The organism is Sphingobacterium sp. WOUb80, assembly GCF_050058145.1.
Taxonomy (GTDB): Bacteria; Bacteroidota; Bacteroidia; order Sphingobacteriales; family Sphingobacteriaceae; genus Sphingobacterium.
In genome coordinates this window covers 4,179,497-4,199,304 of the sequence record NZ_CP165617.1, presented here as the reverse complement: position 1 = coordinate 4,199,304, position 19,808 = coordinate 4,179,497, and the positions used below count along the sequence as shown (strand labels likewise).

The window sequence follows — 19,808 nt, the reverse complement described above, 5'->3', positions numbered from 1 at the left end:
TGAAGTAAATGGATATATTTACCCCCTGGAGGTAAGTTTTGATAAGTTTATAATCGTTTCTAACAAACTATTTTCTTTTAGTAATCTCCTGCGACAAAAGTTGATAGATTTGCTGTAAATCTGGTTTATTGCTAATAAATTGCAAATGTTTTTGCATTGTCGCTACATCTTGTCGGATCGCTGGCCCTGTCTGAACTGTTATTGGAATATGATTTTGTACTTTTTCTGCCGTCTCCAAGATGATTGGTTTGATCAGATCAAAGGATAAGTTGTTTTCTTCCAACAATTCATAAGCCATTTGATAGAGGATATTCGAAAAATTATTGACCATGACAGAGGCGAGGTGAATTGCGAGTCGCTGCTGTGAATTGCAATAGATGCTCTGTGGGGCAAATGTTTGTGCAAGCTTAAGTAGTGTGGCACTATTTTGATCCGTATTACCTTCAACACAAAATGGAATAGCCGAGAAATCGACTGCTTTGTTTTTTGACAGGGACTGCGGTGGATAAATGACTCCCGCATTTTTAAATTCAGTCAGTACAGATAGGTCGGTCGCTCCTGAACAATGGACAACAATGCCGGTTAAATCCTTCGGCAGCGCTTCTATTACAGGTAAGATGGCCTGATCCGAAACAGCAACAAGGTAAAGATCGGCATGTAAGTCAAGCTCAGACAGCTGGTCAATTGCAGTGCAATGAAGAGCAAAGGCCAATGCATCTGCATTGGCCTTTGTTTTACTGTAGATCTGAACGATATGCTGTCCTATTTTTTGAAACTGTTGTCCAAAATGCGTAGCGGCATTACCGCTTCCTAAGATCACAATGTTCATTATTTAAGTGCTTTTCGTTTCTCCTCTTTGTTTCTTCTCACGATGGACATGATAAAACCAATGGTCATAACAATTGTTCCACACCAGAAGAAGTTGATGTATGGGAATTTAATGGCTTTAAATACGACCCATTTCTTTTCCGGAAGTGGCTTTTGATAGACCATAATTTCCAGTTTATCTTTGTCAGGTTTAATTCCAGTAAATCTGAATTTAAGCCCCTGCTCGCTGACGTCCTTATTGAAGTCGTAAACGCCGCCCTCTTTAATCAAGTAGATAGGCTGTACCTCATAATGTTTGTTGTCGGCCGAAAATACTTTTATTTTCAATCCCACCATGACGTCATTAGGCCCCTTTGGAATTTTCTCCAGGTGAGCCTCTTTGTTTAAGCCTTCAATGACATAATATCCATTTCGGTAGCGTAAGGTGTCGCCGATATTCACCTGGTAGGTTGCTGGCTCCTCGTAGTCTTCGAAACCAGTTTTTTCTTCGGCTGGAACTTTAGCATGTGTTGCTTGACTTTCTGCTGCAGCGGCAGTAATCAGTGTATATACGTCATGTGTGATATAATGTTTGGTCGCTGGTGTACCAATTAAACCACCCATTTTCGCGTTGTTTTGTGCAAAAGGTTGCAGTACAAAATGCTCCTTCACTTTGCCTGTTTCTTCGTCGATACGTTCATATTTTATTTTATAAAACGTATTCGGTGCAACAATGCTATCACCGATATAGGTAATTTTGTATTCACCCATTTGTACAGGTTCACCCTCAGTCAAGAATAAGTTGTCGCCAGGCTTTTCTACTTTGTCAAATCCCGATACAGCGATGTAACCCGTGTTGTTGACTGAGATGACCTCGTTGGTCGCCGCAGCAACCATAGCGCCGATAAGTAGTAAACCAAAGCCGATATGGGCTACCGAAGAGCCAGCCAGTTTCCATTTACCTTTTACAGCGTCACCCAATACGCGAATATTCGCCAGGATACAGAAAATACTAGCGAAGGTGATCAAAATGTAGATCAAGTTGGTATAGGTCTTCGTAAAATAGACGACAGCAGCCGTTAGGATTAGAGACACAACCAACGATGCTACAGTAGAAGCCAAAAACTTGCGGCTATCGGTACGTTTGTATTTTAAGAATTGCGTAAATCCGGTTAAGATCATCACGATGACGGCAAAACCCGATTGCCATTTGTTATAATGTTGGATCGGATCCAAAGGTGGAGCTACCTTGGTACCAAAGATCTTGTTGAACACGGGAATTGATGTTGAAGCAATGATCTGTGCACAGGCTACAGTCAATACCAATGCGCCAATAAACATCCAAAATTCTCTCGAATAGATATCTTCATCCTTTTCTGTGATGGGCATCTCCTTCTTTTTGACCGTAAGAAATACCACCATGATAACCAAAAAGACAACATTGAATAAGATCAATTGTCCGCTCATGCCCAGATCGGTAAAGGAGTGTACCGAAGTCTCTCCAAGTACGCCACTGCGTGTCAGGTAAGATGCGTAGATAACAAGAACAAAGCTGATCATCGCCAAAAATGTAGCGGTGAAATAGGAATGGCCTGAATTCTTGTAAGCAATCATGACGTGAACAGCAGCAATCAAGGTAAACCAAGGAATAATGGATGCATTTTCTACCGGATCCCATGCCCAGAAGCCACCGAAGTTAAGTGCTTCGTATGCCCAGAATGAGCCCATGATAATACCTGCACCTAAAATCATCACGGCAAATAAAGCCCAAGGAAGTGCTGCATTGATCCATTCTTTGTATCGCTTGGTCCAAAGAGCACCGGTTGCATACGCAAAAGGAACAATCATTGACGCAAAGCCAAGGAATAGTGTTGGTGGGTGAATCACCATCCAGTAATTTTGAAGCAAAGGGTTCAAACCATTACCGTCCGTAATGAGTGAAAGATAATTAGCTTCTCTAAAGATTGGAATATCCATTGCTTCACGCAATAAGATAAACGGAGAGCTACCGATACGCAGACCGAAGATTTCCACACCAATAATCATGGAAGCTAAAAATGCTTGGCATAACATGACGAAAGTCATGACAGACGATTCCCAGCTTTTTGCTTTAAATAGCAAAACAGAACCTAATACTGTTTGCCAGAACATCCAGAGCCAAAAACTACCCTCCTGACCTTCCCAAAAACTGGAAATGATGTAGTAGGTAGGGAGTGTCTTGGACGAGTGCGCCCAAGCATAATTATATTCAAAAAGATGATTGTATATAATGTAAAATAAAGTTGCACCAATCGCTACTACGGAGACCGCATTAGCCCAAAAGGCAATACGTGCAATTTTTTTCCATGAATTCTCTTCAGGGTATTTTGTTGCAAAAAAGTAGCTGATACAAGATAGAAGTGCAGCACCAAAAGAAAGTACAATAAAGAATTGTCCGATCTGCCCTGGTAGCAGGTGCTCACCAACGTAATTAACGTCCATTGAAAATTGATTTTACGAATTAATTATTGAAAGCAGTAGCATTGATCTCGGTGACGACCGATTTATCGTTATATTTTGACGGACATTTCATTAATATCTTACTTGCCCTAAACACATTCCCGTCCATTTTTCCTGTCAATACAATTTGCTCTGAACGTTCAATATCTTGAGGTTTGGCGCCTCTAAAAATCACTTCACATTCTGTACCATCGTTGTCACGCATGAAAAACGAAAATTTGTTGGCATCAGTTTTGGGATCATAATGAAGCGCTTTGTCTTTATTCAATTGACCTACCACATATAGTTCGGTTTTCTTTTCTTTAGCTTCGGTAAATGTCGAATAAGTACTTGAATCGGTGTAGATCACAAGTATCATGGCAATTGCGACAGCAATGATAGCGATTAGAATAATTGAACTTTTTTTCATCTTGTATTTTAAATTATTATGAGCGTTGAATCTCCTCGTTATAAATGAGATCGGTTCACTCGATTTGTTTTTTATGGGCGGTAAAGCAACCCTTTACTTATTATCTATTAATGGCTGTTCCGATCTGTCAGATATCTTCCTGTTTTTTTCGAAAGATTATTACCCAAACCTGACAACGTTATGCGCGCTAAAATCCCAAATTGTTTACATTTGACACCTAATCGAATGCAAAATTACAAATAGATTCGCTAAGAAAGGAATAATGCAACTTTTCCATATTATTTATATCTATTCTAAATAGTTTGAATTAATTGGAAAAATAAGCTAGATTCGAATGCTTTTGAATAATTTGAAGTGAAATTTGCTATTTTGGTTCTAATGATATCGCATGAATTTTACAATTGCCTGTTAATATGAGTGTTGCTTTGCGATTTTTGGGGCTCCTTTGGGTCCTTATATTTCCTTGTTTTTTTGTGTTTGGGCAGGTAAAATTCCGTAACCAGGAAATTTCCATCCAGAATGACAATGATGTTTATCTCTTGACAGGTCAAGATCGGTATTATACCAATGGTATCAATATCAATTACAGGATTGCGTTGCCGGGGAAGCTGGATCGGCAGTCTTCAAATACCGTGTTGGATTTTGAACTAGGCCAACGCATTTACAATGGTATCAGTATCATTGATTATAAACGGCAGGAAAAGAAATACGATAGGCCATTTGCGGGCTACCTCTATTTTAGTGCAGCGGGAACACGATTCTTGCCGCACGATCAGGTTCTTGAACTCAAAACCGAATTGGCGCAGATCGGTCCAAAATCATACGGTGAAGAAGCGCAGAAGTTTATCCATCATCTATTTGGTATGTATGAGGCTACAGGTTGGGACACGCAGCTTCGAAATTCCTTTGGTATTGATTTAAGTACAACCTATAAAAAAGGACTATATCGCAGTCAAAACCAACAATTCGATGTGGGAATTATTGGTGAGGGGACTATTGGTCTAAATAACACCAATATGGCTATGGCGGTTCCCCTGCGCGTGGGGAAGCTGAAATCGTATCATGCCTCGACCTTTACACACGGGCATTTGACACAGGTGAGAGAAGATGCTGACAAAGAATGGTACTTTGTTTATCAACCGAGTGTAGCCCGCATTTTTTACAGTGCAACAGTAGAGGGAGGAAGGGGCGAAGATGATCCCATAGGTAAGCTATACACTGTCCAGCCATGGATGCTTAGTCACCGTATTGGTTTTAACTGGTCTAACCATAAGGTCAATTATGGCATCAATTACATCTTCAATTCGAAAGAGCTCAAATCGGTATTTCATCGACATCAATATGGCGAGTTGTTTTTTGCCTACCGTTTTTGATCCGCCAGCTATTAGGTGTGTCTATATTGATCCGCTCATAGATAGAGTCTCCTTAGATCCGTTGTCCTGTAAAATGCTTTTCGTTTGTAGCTTGTTTAACCAGGATTTTCTGGAACAGGATCAGCCAATTTTTGCCCAATTAATCGGGTAGTGAGCATAGCGGCTACGGTGTCTCCTGTGGCGTTGAGCATTGTTGCGAGGGGATCGACCAAAGTTGCGATAATCATAATGGACGGGATTACCTCGGTTGGCATCTGATAAACCGATATAATCAGCATTTCTCCGATATAGCCACCGTTTGGAATGCCACCGGCCACAATACTGACCAATAAGGTAATTCCTACCGCCATAATCAGATTCGACGGATCAAAAAATTCCTTTCCACTTAATAAAAGTGCGATATAGATTTTAAAGATACAGGCAATTGCCGATCCATGCTTGTGCAATGTGGTGCCTAACGGAATGACGACACTAGCGACGCTGTCGGGGATTCCAATTTGTTTGGCCGCGAGTAAGTTGGCTGGCATGGTGGCGAGGCTGCTGCAGCTGCTCAATGCCGTTAAAGAAGGCAGGATGTTGTTTTGCCAATATCGTTTGACCCCCTTAAGGCCGAATGCTAAAAAAGCGAATAGACTGAATACAGTAAAAAAATAGCAGATTCCAAAAAAATAATATAGACCGATAGGTTTAGCATAAAAACCAAAGAGCTGTGGGCCTAATGTTCCAACCTGATAGGCAAAATATGCACCCAAACCAATAGGGGCTAAGCCCATGACCATCACGAGTAGGTTGCCCATCACAATATTGCCCGAATTGATAAATTTGCGGAAAACTTCTGCCGATGTTCCGGATTTGCGTGTAGCAATGCCAACCAGGAATGAGAAGATGACAAAAGCCAGCATATTCTGACGTGATAATAAGCTTGAAAATTCGCTAACAGTCAGAAATCTAACCATTTTTTCACCCCAGGAATCATGAATAGCAGTGTCTATCATATTGCTGGTCTGTTCAACAGCTAACGGAGCATCTACTGGAAAGAGATAGAGGAAGAGTATGCTTGATACTCCGGCAACAACAATGCCCAGTACAAATACAAATGACATCATGCCGATAATCCTTCCCAATACACTATCGCCATCGATATTGGCAACGGAGGAGGATATCGCAAAGAATACCAAGGGTATGACGCTGACAAAGAGTAGGTTTAGGAAAATATCGCCGATAGGTTTAAGATTGTTGACACTATGAGGAAAAAAGATGCCGATCAAACTTCCGATACTGATTCCGAGAAGGAGAAGCAGGATGCTACCATAGTTCTGGACAAAAGTTTTTATAGCGTATGTCATAGGTAGATGATTAGTTATATTTCAAGAATTCACAATAAATAAAAGCTTATGTTGGATTTGTATCACGATCACCTTTGAGCCAAGTGGTGTTAAAGCATTGTCTGTACTTGTTAGGCTTGGATAGTTCATTAGGTTTTGTGAATATCTAGTATTTAGAGTGCTAAAATAGTGTTTTTCTCGAATAGGTCTATCAGCGTCAGTCGAATTAGTGCATGTTTGTTCATTTTTTTGTTTTTTTACTGAAAAAATCCGCTTTTTTCTCTGAACGTTTTTGTTCTATTGATTTGCGTTTTTTTACTAATGGTATCAATGAGCTCGCTATGATCGGTTATTGGCAAAAAAGAACCTTCTTTTGATTTCATGACTGTTGAGGTCTATGAAACCATGAAGGTTTTGATACTCGAGTAGGCTTTTTTATCTTTGGACAGTAGCAGTGATAAGCATCCTGGGCAAGGAGTACGCCATTTGTTTGGCTTCCATTTCTTTGTTTGGACTTCATGCGTGAAAATTGGAACTTAAAGTATTTGTAGTAAAATGGAATTTGTAACGACAGGAGATGGTTCGAAAACTTTGTTTAATGCCGAAATAGGTGAATGTTATCATTCTAAACACGGCGCGGTACAGGAAAGCAGACATGTTTTTATAAAAACAGGGCTTGACCACTATGTACAAACGACAGGAGCAACAGCTGTTGGTATTTTGGAGGTCGGGTTCGGGACAGGTTTGAATTTTTTGCAAACTGCCGACTTTCTTCAGGATAAATCCTTTCGAGTGGACTATGTCGGAATTGAAGGGTTTCCCTTGCCTTTGTCTATTATTGCTGCAACGGGTTATGATGCGACGGTGGGGCCGACGGTATGGGCTGATTATCTTGATACATACGAAAGAGCGTTGAAGGAAAATGTACAGCTTAATGAACGGCTAAAGCTTTATATTGACCATACCTTATTAATGAATTTTCAATCGGATAGGTTATTTGATGTCGTTTACTTTGATGCCTTTGCGGCAGTGCATCAACCTGAGATGTGGAATGATGCTGCTTTGGGGCATATTGCGCAGTTTGTCAAACCTGGTGGAGTCTTTGTGACTTACGCTATTACCGGAAATCTCAAGCGTAGTATGAAAGCATTGGGATTTTCAATTGAAAAGGCTCCCGGAGCACCAGGTAAACGGGAGATGCTTCGTGCGACAAAGTTGTAGAGGATAATTCTCTCGAAGATATTTGGCTCTACTTAATTTTTTAGATTATCTTTTATTGAGCAATACGAACATAAGTCGGGAAACAGTACGAAATTCTTTGTATACAAATCAGTTGTTTGTTGTCCAATTATAAGGCACTAAGTAAGCTGATATAATTATCAATATAGTGTAGTTTGTCTTTGGATTTGTATTGCTGGATATAGCGCGGATGGTCTAAGATGGTCATTTTCCCGAATAACTTTTCTTCTTTGTTGATCTTAGCAAGAAAGGTTGCATTTTTCTTTCCTAAAACAAAGACTTCATCGGTCTCCAGTCCCATGGAAATATGTTGTTTTAGTGAATCAAGCATAAAGGGTCTGACCATGTCAAAAAGCTGTTTGTCGTCGTAATAGTTGGCATTGATCCAGTTGTTGGGTTTTGTCTCTCGGACTATAGCTAGAGGAAAGGGTGAATTGATATAAAATTGTTTATAGAAAACATCGGGGCCGCCATAGGCTTCGATCATATCGTACATGAACACCGAAGATATTTCATGGGTATGCGCAGAATGCATTTGTATGCCACATGCACTAGCTAATCGTTTGGTATCCGTAAAAGGAACGCCCGTTACACCTGCGCCGTGTCTGCTTGGATTGATACCGATAATGAATTTTCTTTTTAAATTGTCATTATAGTATTTGTTGTAAAACTGTTCCATCACCATCAATGTCTCGGGATTATCAAGGTAAGGGTTAATTACGTTGAACTCCGAAGGTAGATTTCCTCTGTAATGAAGTTGTTTGTTAAATAAAACTACTTTTTCCGCAAATGTCAGCATGTTTAGTGTGTTTGAAGACAAGGTACGATTTTTAAAGAAGTTAAAAACAAAACAGGGCACCATTTTGGCGCCCTGTTTTATGCTTTATCTTGGGTCAGGATTAGTGACCTTGCGTACCGTCTACACCATGTGAGTGTCCATGAGACAACTCTTCTTCAGTAGCAGGACGTACTGTTAAGATTTCGATATCGAAATTTAATGTTTTGCCAGCCATTGGGTGGTTTAAGTCAGCAACAACTACTTCTGGAGTAACCTCAGCTACTACAGCGCGGAATTGGTTTCCTTGGTTGTCTTGTAAAGGCAATACTTCTCCTACTGGAGGTAAACCTGTTTCTTTGAACATATCTACTGGCAATTGCGCGAATGCTCTGTCGTCTTTTTGACCGTAAGCATCATCCGGTGCCAATTCAAATGAAATTTTATCACCAACGTTTAAGTCTGCGATGTTTTCTTCAAATTTAGGTAACATCATACCTACACCATATAAGAAATCTAAAGGTTGTTCTGCAGTTGTTTCTTCAACGAAAACTTTTTCACCGTTTTCTACTGTGTGAAGTCTGTACGTCAATGCTACGACGTCGTTTGCTTTTATAGCCATCTGATTTTGATTTTTGGAAGCCCGAGGCTACCGTTTATTAAATATAATTTATTAACGCTTGTATTGAATCCTGTGGTAGACTGCAGGTCCTGTTTTTACAAAGATATGCTTTTGTCTCCTTTCCGACTCTATGTTCGAGCAATGGAAGATTCTCTTCCGTACCGCCAAGAACAATTTTATTCGGAATATAATAGTTGCCGAGTTCATTTTTGAAAGCCATCGCTTTATCCCCCGTCAATGCAATTTCATTGATTCCATATATTTCTTCTAGCAATAATATTGCCCAATTTGAATAGGCCGAACCATAAGTCTTGATTTGCGGGAATACATTCGCCAGCAATTGGTCTGTAATGGCGATGTAATTTTCATCATCAAAAAGCAAACCTAATCTTTTCAGCTGACGAACCATCGTCGACGAAGAGGATGGGATTACATTATCCATAATTTCGCTTTTTCGTGCGATGAGTTCCTCTGCCTGCGACGATGTGTAATAGAATGTTTTTTGTGATCCATCGTAAAACAAAGCAATGGCCTTATCAGCGAGCTGTCTTGCTTTTGTAAGCCAATTGAGGTCAAATGTGGCCTCATATAAGGCTATAAAGGCTTCGATAGTGAATGCATAGTCATCTAGGAAGCCTGCGATTGCTCTATTGTTATCTTTTGGTTGGTGCAATAACTGGAGATCGTCTTGAATAAGATGCGTACAGATAAACTGCGCATTGTTTAAAGCGAGTTCAAGAAAATGGCTGTTTCCAAGACTGTGATAGGCATCAAGGAGTCCTTTTAGGAATAAGGCATTCCAAGTGGTCAGCTGCTTGTGGTCGAGTCCCGGCCGGACTCGTAGTTCACGATAGTTGTATAATTTTTTCTTTGAAATTTTTAGAAAATCTGCCCATTCGTCAGCTGACATATTGACCTTTGCTGCTAACAGGTCTGCATTAATGGCGCAAATTGGGATGTTAGTTTTCTCTTCTTCCCAGTTCCCTGCTTCGGTCATGTTAAAATATTGGCCAAGGAGGGTAGCATCATCGCCCAATACCTCGTCAAATTCAACTTTGGAGAAGGAATAGTATTTTCCTTCAATACCTTCGCTATCTGCATCTAAAGCGCTATAGAAACCATGGTTCGGCGCTAGCATTTCACGCTCGGCCCAAGTAATCGTTTCTTCGATAATCCGCTTATAGAATGGATCCCGACTTTGTTGATAAACTTCGGCATAAAGGGATAGTAATTGCCCATTGTCATAGAGCATTTTTTCGAAGTGGGGAATATGCCAATAATGGTCGACCGAATAACGCGCAAAGCCGCCACCGATCTGGTCGTATATACCTCCCGATCCGATCTTTTTCAACGTAAAATGAACATGATCCAAGAGTTTCTGATCGTTGGCCAGCACGCCATATTTTAGCAAGAATAACCAATTGTTTGGTAATGGAAATTTAGGTGCTCTTTGATAGCCGCCTTCCTTATTGTCGAAGGTTTCTGTCCAAGGCTCAACAATTGCGCTTAAGTCTTCGGAAGTATATTGCTCGGGAATGGGATTGATGGGTAGTTTCTCGGCCCGTTGAATACCGTTGTTTAGCTTTTCGGCATAGTCAAATGCGACTTCGGGTTTATCTTCCCACATTTGAGCAATTTGCAATAAGATATTCTGCCAGTCGTGCGGTTTGAAATAGGTGCCGCCATAAATTGGTCTTCCGTCGGGCAGGCAAATACAATTCAAAGGCCAGCCACCAGCATTGGTCATCAGTTGTACGGCGAGCATATAGACCTGATCAATATCGGGGCGTTCTTCGCGGTCAATTTTGATCGATACGAAAAACTTATTCATGGTTTGGGCGATGGCTGAGTTTTCAAAACTTTCACGCTCCATCACATGGCACCAATGGCAGGCCGAGTAGCCAATGCTTACAATGATCAGTTTATTTTCGTCTTTTGCTTTTTTTAAAGCTTCCGGCCCCCAGGGCATCCAATCTACTGGATTGTGCGCGTGCTGTTTAAGGTACGGTGAATGTTCAAATTGCAATTGATTCGCCATAAGACGAAGGTAGTGAAAAAGTAATTATTAACGAGCCTAGTGAAAAACATACACGTAGTAAACTTTGCTGTAGCATTTTTTTTTATTTCTACGTCGTATTAAAGTAACTTCATTGGCTTGAAAATTAATTAGATGTTATAAAATGTCCGATGAATTTGATTATTTTTACATACGTTTATTATTAGCTTTACCGAAGTCCTATGTCAAATGACGTTGACCTGCTTAAAAAGATAGTCCAAAAAGATCGTGATGCTTTTGAAGCTATTTATAAGGCCCATTTCCGCAAATTGTATATCTTATCTTTTCGTTACGTGCGAGAGGAAGGAATCGCCGAAGAGCTCACCAACGATGTATTTATGATGTTATGGGAAAATGCAGGAAAATTGACCATTAATCAATCACTTGGAGCTTACTTATCCCGGAGTGTTATCAATCTCTCGATTACTTACCTCAAAAAGAATCAACGTTTATTAGAACGGAATAATGATTATAGCAAAGAATTGGATCTGACAGATGAGGAGGATCAGACCGATAGCGCTGAACTTTACGAATCCAAATTATTGATGATCGAAAGCCTATTGGACGGGTTGCCGCCGCAGTGTCGAAAAATTGTCCTCATGAGTAAGTACGATAAGATGAAACAGCAGGAAATTGCAGACCAGTTGGGAATCTCCATTAAAACTGTAAAAAATCATTTGACCATCGCTTACGATAAAATTCGGGTAGCCTTGGCAAAGCAAAAAACATTTTTACTGCTTCTGATCGGCTTTTTATTTTTTTCATTGGGACTTTTTGTCCAGTTTATTATCTTATAGATATGGAAGAAAACAATATTTCAAGATTTATTCCTTATGACTTGATTCAGAAAGAGCTGGATGGGACTATTTCCGAAAGGGAAGGGGTGTTGCTTGAACGTTGGATTTCTGAAGACACGGAGAACCATCGATTATATGACGAAATCAGAACGATATCCGATGACCTTATTGCATTGGAACACTATAATAAAGTAGATACCAATAGTCAATGGAACAAATTTAAACTGAAGCTGGATAGAGCAGCCAATGTTCAAGATCAAGAGATCGCGATACCAATCAGAACGATCTGGAGACCGTGGACAAAATTTGCGGCAGCGGCAGTGTTATTTATCGTAGGTTTTGCCTGTTATTTGAACTTTGACCGTTGGATGGGCTATGAAATCCGAATATATGGCTCAGCAGCGCAGCAACCTATTTTGCTTCCTGATAGTTCGGTCATGATACTGCATGCAGGAGCAGAAGCTGTGTTCAATAAACGAACATTTTCGGAAGCAAGAATTGTTACACTAAAAAAGGGAAAAGCGCTATTTGATGTCAAACATCAAATAGGGAACTCTTTTATGGTTGATCTTGAAAATAATTATGTGCGTGATATCGGTACTACCTTTGAAGTAAATTTGCTGGCAGAAGATGTTGAAGTACTTGTTAAGGAGGGAACTGTAGCCCTGAGCAGTGGAAAGGGCGATCATGCGGAAGAACTTGTTTTACAAAAAAATCAAAAAGGACTCTATAAAAGGCAGACAGCGTCCTTATCCAAAATCGATCTGTCGGCAGAATATGATACTGATGTAGCACAAAAACTAAGCTACTCGAATGTTCGATTGGACAGTATCTGCGCGGATCTGGAAAAACATTTTCGAGCGAATATAACTGTTGTTGGAGATAGCCTAAAGGCACGTAAGCTGAGTATGTACTTTGATGGGCAAACGCTCAATGAGATTGTTCAGATTCTCTCCAAGACCCTAAATGTGAAATGGAAAACGGGTAAAAAAGGATATAGTATCTACGAATAGACTTTTCGCGTTGCTGATATGAAAGATAGGGTTCTGTATCGTCTGCTCTTTTTCTGCTGGTTAGTTATAGTTATGTGTTCGAAATCCATGGGCCAGGACTCCCCTGCAGACTGGCGAATTTCAATTGACACACATAACAAACAGATCATTCAGATACTTGCTGAAATTCATAAAACATACGATATATCTATGTCCTACGATGAGCAGATTTTTAACAAGGACATTATCTATAGTCGATCATTTAATAGATCGAGCTTAGAAGAGGTTTTTAATTATTTGCTGAAAGATTCTAATGTTGGATTTACGATTATTAATAGGGCGCTTATCTTCTATGAAGAAGATAAAACTTTTACCGTTAAGGGACGTGTTATAGATAGTCTAAGCGGTGAAAACCTGATCGGTGCTACTTTGTTGATTGCAGAGAAAAGTAAAAGCAGCTCAAGTAATAAATATGGGTTTTACTCGCTGACATTGCCGCGGGGAGAATACAATTGTTATGTAAGTTATTTGGGCTATAAGACAAGAGTAGTCTCATTGAATGCTGAGTTAGCAAATAATTATCTCGTCATTAAGCTCGCTCCAGTGGATTTTAACCTGAGTGAGGTGGTGGTGAATGTTGATTCTTCATTGACAGCGCAGCATTTGGGAAGTTTCACGGACAAGATCAATTGGTCTCAAACACGTAGAAATGCTTTTTATAAGGGCGAGGCAGATATCATGAAAGTCCTACAGATGCAAAATGGAATTAATGGATTGACGGAAGGTGGTAGCAATCTTTTTGTGCGGGGAAGCGGGAAGGATCAGAATCTTATTTTGCTTGATGAAGCTGTTGTGTATAATCCGTCTCATCTATTCGGTTTAACCTCCGTATTTAATTCGGATATATTGAAGAATACACAGCTTTATAAGGATGCTATTCCTGCAAGTCTAGGCGGACGACTTTCTTCCATTATGGATATGAGTACCAGAGACGGTGATGCCAATGCTTTTCATGTTTTTGGTGGATCGAGCCTATTGATAGCTCGGGTGGGAGCTGAGGGGCCCTTTATAAAAAAGGGAAAAGGTGCTTTCATTGCCACTGCACGGGGGAGCATATTAAATGCTTTTAATATGGATTACCGTCTGTTTAATGTCAAAGGCAAGTATAGCGACTATAATGTGAAGTTTAACTATACATTTGATGAAAAAAACCGAGTCTACCTTTCGGGGTACTATGGGCAAGATAAGGTGATTTCACCAAATAAGAATACAAATCGTTGGGGCAACTGGACGTCCACTTTGCGATGGAACCATGTACATAGTGATCGGTTATTTTTGAACCTTTCGGCTATTTTCAGTGATTATCATAATAAATTGGATGTCAGTAAGCCTGAATCGAGTGATAATCAAATCTGGTTGACACGTATACGTGATTTTAGTTTGAAATCGGATTTCACTTATTTTATGGGATTGGACCGTACCTTAGATTTTGGTCTTCAGGGGACCCTACATCGTTTCAATCCCGGCGAGATATCACCAATAAATTCGAATACGGAGGATAATATTTTCAGGGCACAAGCCTATGATTATACGGGGTATGTTTCTTTTAACTGGAAGATTGATTCTGCCTTCCGGATTGTTGCGGGAATGCGCGTCAATGCCTTTTTTAATGCCTCTTTTGGACGCTATTATTTATTGGATGGTAACTCGTATAAGCCACTGTCTAACGATGCCGACAAGAAAAAGTCGTACTATGGTTTGGAGCCACGCTTGTCTTTGCAATATAAAATGGGGACAGATTATGCTTTCCGATTGGCTTATAATCGAAACTATCAGTATTTGCAGCTATTGCAGAATGATGAATTGGCTTTTTCCTCTTTGGAGGCCTGGGTACCGGCAGGACTGAATATTAAACCACAGTATGTTGATGCAATTTCTTTTCGAATAAACAGGCTATTGTATTATGGAAATATTGGATTGGAAGGGTATTGGAAAAAAATGGGAAATCAGGTCGAATTGATCGATCATGCACAACTAATACTCAATCCTTTTATCGAAACACAATTGCGACAAGGCAAAGGGCATGCGTACGGGCTGGAATTATCCATCAATCAGCGTATCGGTGATTTTTCAGGGAATATTTTGTATAGTTGGTCGAGATCTTTTCGGAAGATCAATGGCATCAATAAGGGAAAGGAGTATGTGGCCAATTTCGACATTCCACATGTGCTCAAGAGTAACTTGTCTTATGATCTAGGACGTTCGGTGCATCTCAGTGCTTTTTATACCATTCATACAGGAAGGCCTTTGACTTATCCAATGGGATTTATGGAATATGAAGGGATCTATGTTCCGGTTTATTCAAGCCGTAATTCGCATCGGATGCCTACATTCAGTCGTTTTGATTTGAATTGTTCTGTAGATTTGGAAACGATAAAGCAGCGGGAACGCGGAAGAAAACATACCTTAAGTTTTGGATTGTATAATGTATTTGATCAGCGTAATCCACTATATTATAGTTTCTCCGAAGATGGCAATGAGAACTTAACGATTCAGAAAACATCATTTTCTGGGAGAGTACCGTCAATTAATTACACCATGAGATTTTGATATGAGATTCTTGTTGATTTTAGTTACTTATCTTCTAGTGGTTTCTTGCCAGAAATCAGCTGTAGACGAAGGGCAGTCATACGATATGATTGTTGAAGGGGGAATTAATACGATGTATAAAGAGCAGTATATCCAATTAAAGAAATTGGAAGGACTGAAGTCAAATGCGGGGACTGTCGGGATCAGCGGAGCTACTGTGCGTGTAGCGAATGGTCCCAATGTGATTGAATTCAACGATTTGGGCGGGGGACTTTATCTGGGTGAGCTGTTCAATCTAAAAGACACCGTCGGCAACGTATTTCTGCTGACCATTACATTGAATGGGAAATCGTATGAAGCTCAGGATCAATTGATCCCTGTGGTACCTATTGAAAATGCGTTTTTACCGGTAGAAAAAAGTAGTTTGAATAACAAATGGGAGGTAAAGGTCAGCAAACACTTATTTGGGATGCGTACCCCCAATAAATGGCTCATCATCCCTCAAAAGGATTTTTCAGAGGGTGATATCTCTTCTTTTCGATCTCCTTTTAGTTATAGTTATCGCTTGGGAGCACCCAATGTATTGAATAATCTACTTGGCAAGACATATAACTACGAAGTTTCAATGAAGGACAGTTTAATCGTTTCTAAGTTTTCCGAATCGCCTCGTTACTCTCGTTTTCTTTATAATCTATTTCAAGAGACAGAGTGGAAAGGGTTGTTGTCGGCAGTACCAGCCAATGTTGAAGGTAATATTTCCAATAATGCCCTTGGTTTTTTTTATGTCATGGACGGAGTCCGTAAATCTATTCCGGTAAAGGCTATTAGGACTAGTAAATAATACCTTAAGGAAGGATGCTAAAGCATTTTTAGCGACGAATAGATAGCCGAGTTGTCTCAAAGAATTGATATCATTCAAAGCAACTATTTATACATAATATATACACATGAAAACTGCACAATATAAAGCAGATAGATTATTCCTATTTCTATTTTTCTGGTTATGTCTTGCCCTAAAACCAATGTATGCAGAGGTGCTACCAAATTATGTTATCCCACTTAAGGATACGAATAATAAACAAAAAACAATGCTTGTGTTTATTACGGGTGATGGTGGCTACAATGATTTCAGCAAAAGCCTGCTGTCCTATTTCTCACTCGATGGCTATCCCCGTTTGGTTATCGATGCAAAAAAATATTTTTGGAAAAAGAAAACCCCACAGGAAGCGGGAAGAGAATTTGAACGGTATATCGACCATTTCAAAAAGGAGTGGGATTGTGATCAGATTTATTTAATAGGACATTCATTCTCGGCAGGGGTGTTACCCTTTGTCCTGAATAATTTCTCGGATCCATTGAAAAAGTCCATCCGGCACGTGACCTATCTGTCACCAGATCAGTATGCGAGTTTTGAGGTAACGGTTTCGACGATGCTCAACTGGAAACAGAAACCCAATGGCTATGAGGTACTCGCTGAAGTCATGAAGCTAAAGCAATTCTCCTCTACTTATGTCTTCTGCAAAGAAGGAGAGGAGGATCTTGTGAAAATGTTTCGAAATGCGGGCCTGAAAGTCGAAGTACTGGCAGGACCGCATAATTATAATCGCGATTTTAAGACTATTTATAATACGATTCGATTAAGATAACATTCTATTAGGACCTTTTTATTAAAACCTTGTCATTCTACTGAATTTTAGATGCAAGGTTTTTTTTATGCGATACCGTTTTTTATTGGTCTTACTGTTCTTTACTTCCCGACTATTTGGACAAGGAACTGCATTAACAGGAATTGTCTTAGATGCCTCGACAGCGAAACCTATACAAGGTGTGACTGTCAAGCTTTCCAATACTGCCAAATCTGTAGCAACAAATAAAGAGGGGCAGTTTCAGCTACCTTCAGTACCTGACAACTGGGAGTTACAGTTAAGTGCAGTTGGCTATAAAAAACAGGTATTCCCGATGAGTGTTGCGCAGGGTAAGAAAGTTCTTATTATCCGTTTGGAAGATGAACAACAAAGTCTCGATGAGGTTGTTGTGAACGCGCCTAAAAAGAGAAAATATTCCAATAAACATAACCCAACAGTAGATTTAATCCGTAAAGTAATTGAGAAAAGAGATGAAAATAATGCGTTAAATGGAACAGCCGGTAGCTATCAAGAATATGAAAAACTATCGATGTCTTTGTCTATCCAAAATCAAAAGGTGGATAAATCTCGTTTGCTCAAACGTTTCGGATTCTTGAAACAGGGGATGGATACGCTAAAGTATCCCGGTAGGTCGCTGGTACCCATATTTATGGATGAGAAAATAGGTCAGCGACAATTAGACGCTGCTAAAGGTTCTAGCTTTGTTTTACTGGGTGAGAATCAGTCGCGCGTAGATCAGTATTTGGATGAAGATGGTATCGACGAGTATTTGGATAAGATCTATGGCGAAACAAATATCTATGATACGGATGTCTCTATTGGGAATAGACGTTTTTTGAGCCCTATAGCGACGTTGGGACCTTCCTTTTATAAATATTACCTGGTTGACACTTTGAAGGATAGCAAACCTTGGCATGCCAAAATACGCGTAGAGCCACGGAATAGGGAGGATGCACTTTTTTCAGGCTGCATCTATATCCGCTTAGATGGGAGTTATGCATTGGATCAAGCGGAGCTGACCATCAACGAAGCGACCAATATCAACTGGGTAAAGGGGCTGAATATTGTATTGAATTATTCGGAAAATCAAGCACAGCGTTTTTTTCTGAGTAGAGGGGTGCTGACGATAGATTTGGGAATTTTTAAGGATGGTATGGGCTTGTTTGGGGAGAAAGTGACCAGCAGATCATTATCTAGTGAAAGTCAGTTGATTATCAGTGGTAAAGCATTGACTCGAACTGGGCCACAAAATCCAAATGGGATTGACTGGAATGTTGCAAGACCTGAGAAACTGAGTAAGTTGGAGCAGCAGGCCTTTACGAATATCGATAGTTTAAAACAGTCAAAATCTTTTAAAAACTTGATGGCTTTGGGTTCCTTTATCATGTCGGGATATTATGGGCGCGGTGTTATCGAAATAGGGCCAGTACCTTCATTTTATAGTTTTAACCCCGTTGAAGGAAGCCGATTTAAATTCGGGGGCAACACGACGGATATTTTTAGCAAGACATTGGTTCTCGATGGTTATGGTGCCTATGGTACGAAAGATAGGCAATGGAAATATAATGTGGGTGCCACATACTCCTTTAATGGTGAATCGGTCTATAAATTTCCAGTAAAGTTAATCACAGCAAAAGTTAGTAAAGAGGTGCAAGTGCCGGGACAGGATCTAAATTTTATCGACAATGATAATTTTCTACTTTCCTTCAGAAGAGGCGAAAATGATAAAATGTTTTATCTACAAAGAAGGCAGATCGAATATTGGCAGGAGTTTGAAAACCATTTATCTTTTAAATTGGGATTCTTCAATCAGATTCTTAGTCCAGGTGGGATTTTAGCGTTCGACCGCAGAGCATTCAGAAGAAGTAACGGTAATGAGCTCTGGACTTCTGCTTTCACTGGGGAAATACGCTGGGCTCCACATGAGAAATTATATCAGGGTAAACGGTACCGACGTATTATCAATACTGGCCAGCCTATTTTCACGTTAGCAGCGCAGATTGGCGTAAAGGGATTATTGGGAGGAGACTATAATTATCAGCGTTTTATAGTCAATGCCAATAAGCGATTTTTCGCTTCACAATTTGGCTTTGCGGATCTTGTATTTGAATCCGGAATCCAATTTGGAAAAGTACCTTATCCGTTGATGATTATTCACCGTGCAAACCAAACGTATTCGTACCAGCTCAACTCATACAATTTGATGAATTCGATGGAGTTTATGAGTGATAAGTATACTTCCTTATTGTTGCAACATTCATTCAATGGCTTTTTTCTCAATAAGGTTCCCTTGCTAAAAAAACTGGATCTCCGGGAAATAGCGTCAGTAAAGATGTTGTATGGAGCTGTCGATGCTTCCAACAGATACACCAAAAGTTTTGATGAATTGCCCAAAGATCCGCGGGAACCGCAGTTGTTCTCGCTTAACAATGGAGCTTATATAGAAGGCAGTCTCGGCTTGAGTAATATTTTTAAAATTCTACGCGTAGACCTGGTTCGTCGTTTTACGTACCTCAATAACCCCGGGATATCTCCCTGGGGCGTTAGGGCGAAGATCGGTATTGATTTTTGATGCTATAAAAATCGACAAATGGAATTGGGACTATTTTTAGGAAATGGTGTCATTAGTAAAAGCGGTTTAGAAAAATTAAAGAATTGGGCTTGTCAGTTCAAGATGTA

At 40.0% G+C, this 19,808-nt stretch carries 15 protein-coding genes; 8 read left to right on the top strand and 7 right to left on the bottom strand.

Annotated features, from left to right (window positions below):
* Positions 1-67: 67 nt before the first annotated feature.
* The 3 genes from AB1Z56_RS17645 to AB1Z56_RS17635 are packed head-to-tail and all read right to left on the bottom strand — an operon-like array spanning position 68 to position 3,715.
* The gene (locus AB1Z56_RS17645) at positions 68-829 is read right to left on the bottom strand and encodes a Rossmann-like and DUF2520 domain-containing protein (protein ID WP_426789775.1); all 762 of its coding nucleotides are present in this window, start codon (positions 827-829) and stop codon (positions 68-70) included.
* Positions 829-3,288 carry a heme lyase CcmF/NrfE family subunit gene (locus AB1Z56_RS17640; RefSeq protein WP_426789774.1) on the bottom strand — a complete coding sequence of 820 codons (2,460 nt, stop codon included), beginning with the start codon at positions 3,286-3,288 and terminating at the stop codon, positions 829-831. Before AB1Z56_RS17640 ends, AB1Z56_RS17645 begins: the two co-directional genes overlap by 1 nt.
* A 19-nt stretch (positions 3,289-3,307) precedes the next feature.
* The gene (locus tag AB1Z56_RS17635) at positions 3,308-3,715 is read right to left on the bottom strand and encodes a cytochrome c maturation protein CcmE (RefSeq protein WP_046672794.1); all 408 of its coding nucleotides are present in this window, start codon (positions 3,713-3,715) and stop codon (positions 3,308-3,310) included.
* A 413-nt stretch (positions 3,716-4,128) separates the two neighbouring features.
* On the opposite strand from AB1Z56_RS17635, the gene AB1Z56_RS17630 reads away from it, so the two are divergent.
* Positions 4,129-5,088: a lipid A-modifier LpxR family protein gene (locus tag AB1Z56_RS17630; RefSeq protein WP_426789773.1), complete on the top strand. Its 960-nt coding sequence runs from the start codon at positions 4,129-4,131 to the stop codon at positions 5,086-5,088.
* A gap of 95 nt (positions 5,089-5,183) precedes the next feature.
* Here AB1Z56_RS17630 and AB1Z56_RS17625 read toward each other — a convergent pair whose 3' ends face one another.
* Positions 5,184-6,434, bottom strand: a complete 1,251-nt coding sequence (locus AB1Z56_RS17625; protein WP_426789772.1) for a dicarboxylate/amino acid:cation symporter — start codon at positions 6,432-6,434, stop codon at positions 5,184-5,186.
* Positions 6,435-6,968: 534 nt separating this feature from the next.
* Between AB1Z56_RS17625 and mnmD the strand changes: the two genes are divergently transcribed.
* Complete coding sequence (gene mnmD / locus AB1Z56_RS17620; RefSeq protein WP_426789771.1) at positions 6,969-7,634, top strand: tRNA (5-methylaminomethyl-2-thiouridine)(34)-methyltransferase MnmD; 666 nt, start codon at positions 6,969-6,971, stop codon at positions 7,632-7,634.
* 127 nt (positions 7,635-7,761) lie between these two features.
* Here mnmD and AB1Z56_RS17615 read toward each other — a convergent pair whose 3' ends face one another.
* From AB1Z56_RS17615 to AB1Z56_RS17605, 3 genes are all read right to left on the bottom strand, one after another.
* A complete protein-coding gene (locus AB1Z56_RS17615; RefSeq protein WP_426789770.1) occupies positions 7,762-8,451 on the bottom strand; it encodes an SMUG2 DNA glycosylase family protein in 690 nt (229 codons plus the stop codon).
* A 100-nt stretch (positions 8,452-8,551) separates the two neighbouring features.
* The gene (locus AB1Z56_RS17610; protein WP_046672788.1) at positions 8,552-9,049 is read right to left on the bottom strand and encodes an FKBP-type peptidyl-prolyl cis-trans isomerase; all 498 of its coding nucleotides are present in this window, start codon (positions 9,047-9,049) and stop codon (positions 8,552-8,554) included.
* 37 nt (positions 9,050-9,086) lie between these two features.
* Entirely contained in the window at positions 9,087-11,087 is a 2,001-nt protein-coding gene (locus AB1Z56_RS17605; protein WP_426789769.1) for a thioredoxin domain-containing protein, read from the bottom strand.
* Between the two features lie 200 nt (positions 11,088-11,287).
* Between AB1Z56_RS17605 and AB1Z56_RS17600 the strand changes: the two genes are divergently transcribed.
* The 6 genes from AB1Z56_RS17600 to AB1Z56_RS17575 all read left to right on the top strand — a co-directional run bounded on the left by AB1Z56_RS17600 (position 11,288) and on the right by AB1Z56_RS17575 (position 19,701).
* A complete protein-coding gene (locus AB1Z56_RS17600; protein ID WP_313269196.1) occupies positions 11,288-11,902 on the top strand; it encodes an RNA polymerase sigma factor in 615 nt (204 codons plus the stop codon).
* A 2-nt stretch (positions 11,903-11,904) separates the two neighbouring features.
* On the top strand, positions 11,905-12,915 hold the full coding sequence (locus AB1Z56_RS17595) for a FecR family protein (RefSeq protein WP_426789768.1): 1,011 nt from the start codon (positions 11,905-11,907) through the stop codon (positions 12,913-12,915).
* An 87-nt stretch (positions 12,916-13,002) separates the two neighbouring features.
* On the top strand, positions 13,003-15,504 hold the full coding sequence (locus AB1Z56_RS17590; protein ID WP_426789767.1) for a TonB-dependent receptor: 2,502 nt from the start codon (positions 13,003-13,005) through the stop codon (positions 15,502-15,504).
* Between the two features lies 1 nt (position 15,505).
* Positions 15,506-16,324: a hypothetical protein gene (locus tag AB1Z56_RS17585; RefSeq protein ID WP_313269202.1), complete on the top strand. Its 819-nt coding sequence runs from the start codon at positions 15,506-15,508 to the stop codon at positions 16,322-16,324.
* Positions 16,325-16,430: 106 nt separating this feature from the next.
* Entirely contained in the window at positions 16,431-17,129 is a 699-nt protein-coding gene (locus AB1Z56_RS17580) for an AcvB/VirJ family lysyl-phosphatidylglycerol hydrolase (protein ID WP_309365914.1), read from the top strand.
* A 67-nt stretch (positions 17,130-17,196) separates the two neighbouring features.
* On the top strand, positions 17,197-19,701 hold the full coding sequence (locus tag AB1Z56_RS17575) for a DUF5686 family protein (protein WP_426789766.1): 2,505 nt from the start codon (positions 17,197-17,199) through the stop codon (positions 19,699-19,701).
* Positions 19,702-19,808 lie beyond the last annotated feature (107 nt).

What these genes read in the sequence shown, in the direction of transcription:
- AB1Z56_RS17600 (WP_313269196.1), top strand. Translation starts at nt 11,288, where the DNA reads ATGTCAAATGACGTTGACCTGCTTAAAAAGATAGTCCAAAAAGATCGT.
- AB1Z56_RS17610 (WP_046672788.1), bottom strand. Translation starts at nt 9,049, where the DNA reads ATGGCTATAAAAGCAAACGACGTCGTAGCATTGACGTACAGACTTCAC.
- mnmD (WP_426789771.1), top strand. Translation starts at nt 6,969, where the DNA reads ATGGAATTTGTAACGACAGGAGATGGTTCGAAAACTTTGTTTAATGCC.
- AB1Z56_RS17615 (WP_426789770.1), bottom strand. Translation starts at nt 8,451, where the DNA reads ATGCTGACATTTGCGGAAAAAGTAGTTTTATTTAACAAACAACTTCAT.
- AB1Z56_RS17645 (WP_426789775.1), bottom strand. Translation starts at nt 829, where the DNA reads ATGAACATTGTGATCTTAGGAAGCGGTAATGCCGCTACGCATTTTGGA.
- AB1Z56_RS17625 (WP_426789772.1), bottom strand. Translation starts at nt 6,434, where the DNA reads ATGACATACGCTATAAAAACTTTTGTCCAGAACTATGGTAGCATCCTG.
- AB1Z56_RS17605 (WP_426789769.1), bottom strand. Translation starts at nt 11,087, where the DNA reads ATGGCGAATCAATTGCAATTTGAACATTCACCGTACCTTAAACAGCAC.
- AB1Z56_RS17630 (WP_426789773.1), top strand. Translation starts at nt 4,129, where the DNA reads ATGAGTGTTGCTTTGCGATTTTTGGGGCTCCTTTGGGTCCTTATATTT.
- AB1Z56_RS17590 (WP_426789767.1), top strand. Translation starts at nt 13,003, where the DNA reads ATGGGCCAGGACTCCCCTGCAGACTGGCGAATTTCAATTGACACACAT.
- AB1Z56_RS17635 (WP_046672794.1), bottom strand. Translation starts at nt 3,715, where the DNA reads ATGAAAAAAAGTTCAATTATTCTAATCGCTATCATTGCTGTCGCAATT.
- AB1Z56_RS17595 (WP_426789768.1), top strand. Translation starts at nt 11,905, where the DNA reads ATGGAAGAAAACAATATTTCAAGATTTATTCCTTATGACTTGATTCAG.
- AB1Z56_RS17575 (WP_426789766.1), top strand. Translation starts at nt 17,197, where the DNA reads ATGCGATACCGTTTTTTATTGGTCTTACTGTTCTTTACTTCCCGACTA.
- AB1Z56_RS17585 (WP_313269202.1), top strand. Translation starts at nt 15,506, where the DNA reads ATGAGATTCTTGTTGATTTTAGTTACTTATCTTCTAGTGGTTTCTTGC.
- AB1Z56_RS17580 (WP_309365914.1), top strand. Translation starts at nt 16,431, where the DNA reads ATGAAAACTGCACAATATAAAGCAGATAGATTATTCCTATTTCTATTT.
- AB1Z56_RS17640 (WP_426789774.1), bottom strand. Translation starts at nt 3,288, where the DNA reads ATGGACGTTAATTACGTTGGTGAGCACCTGCTACCAGGGCAGATCGGA.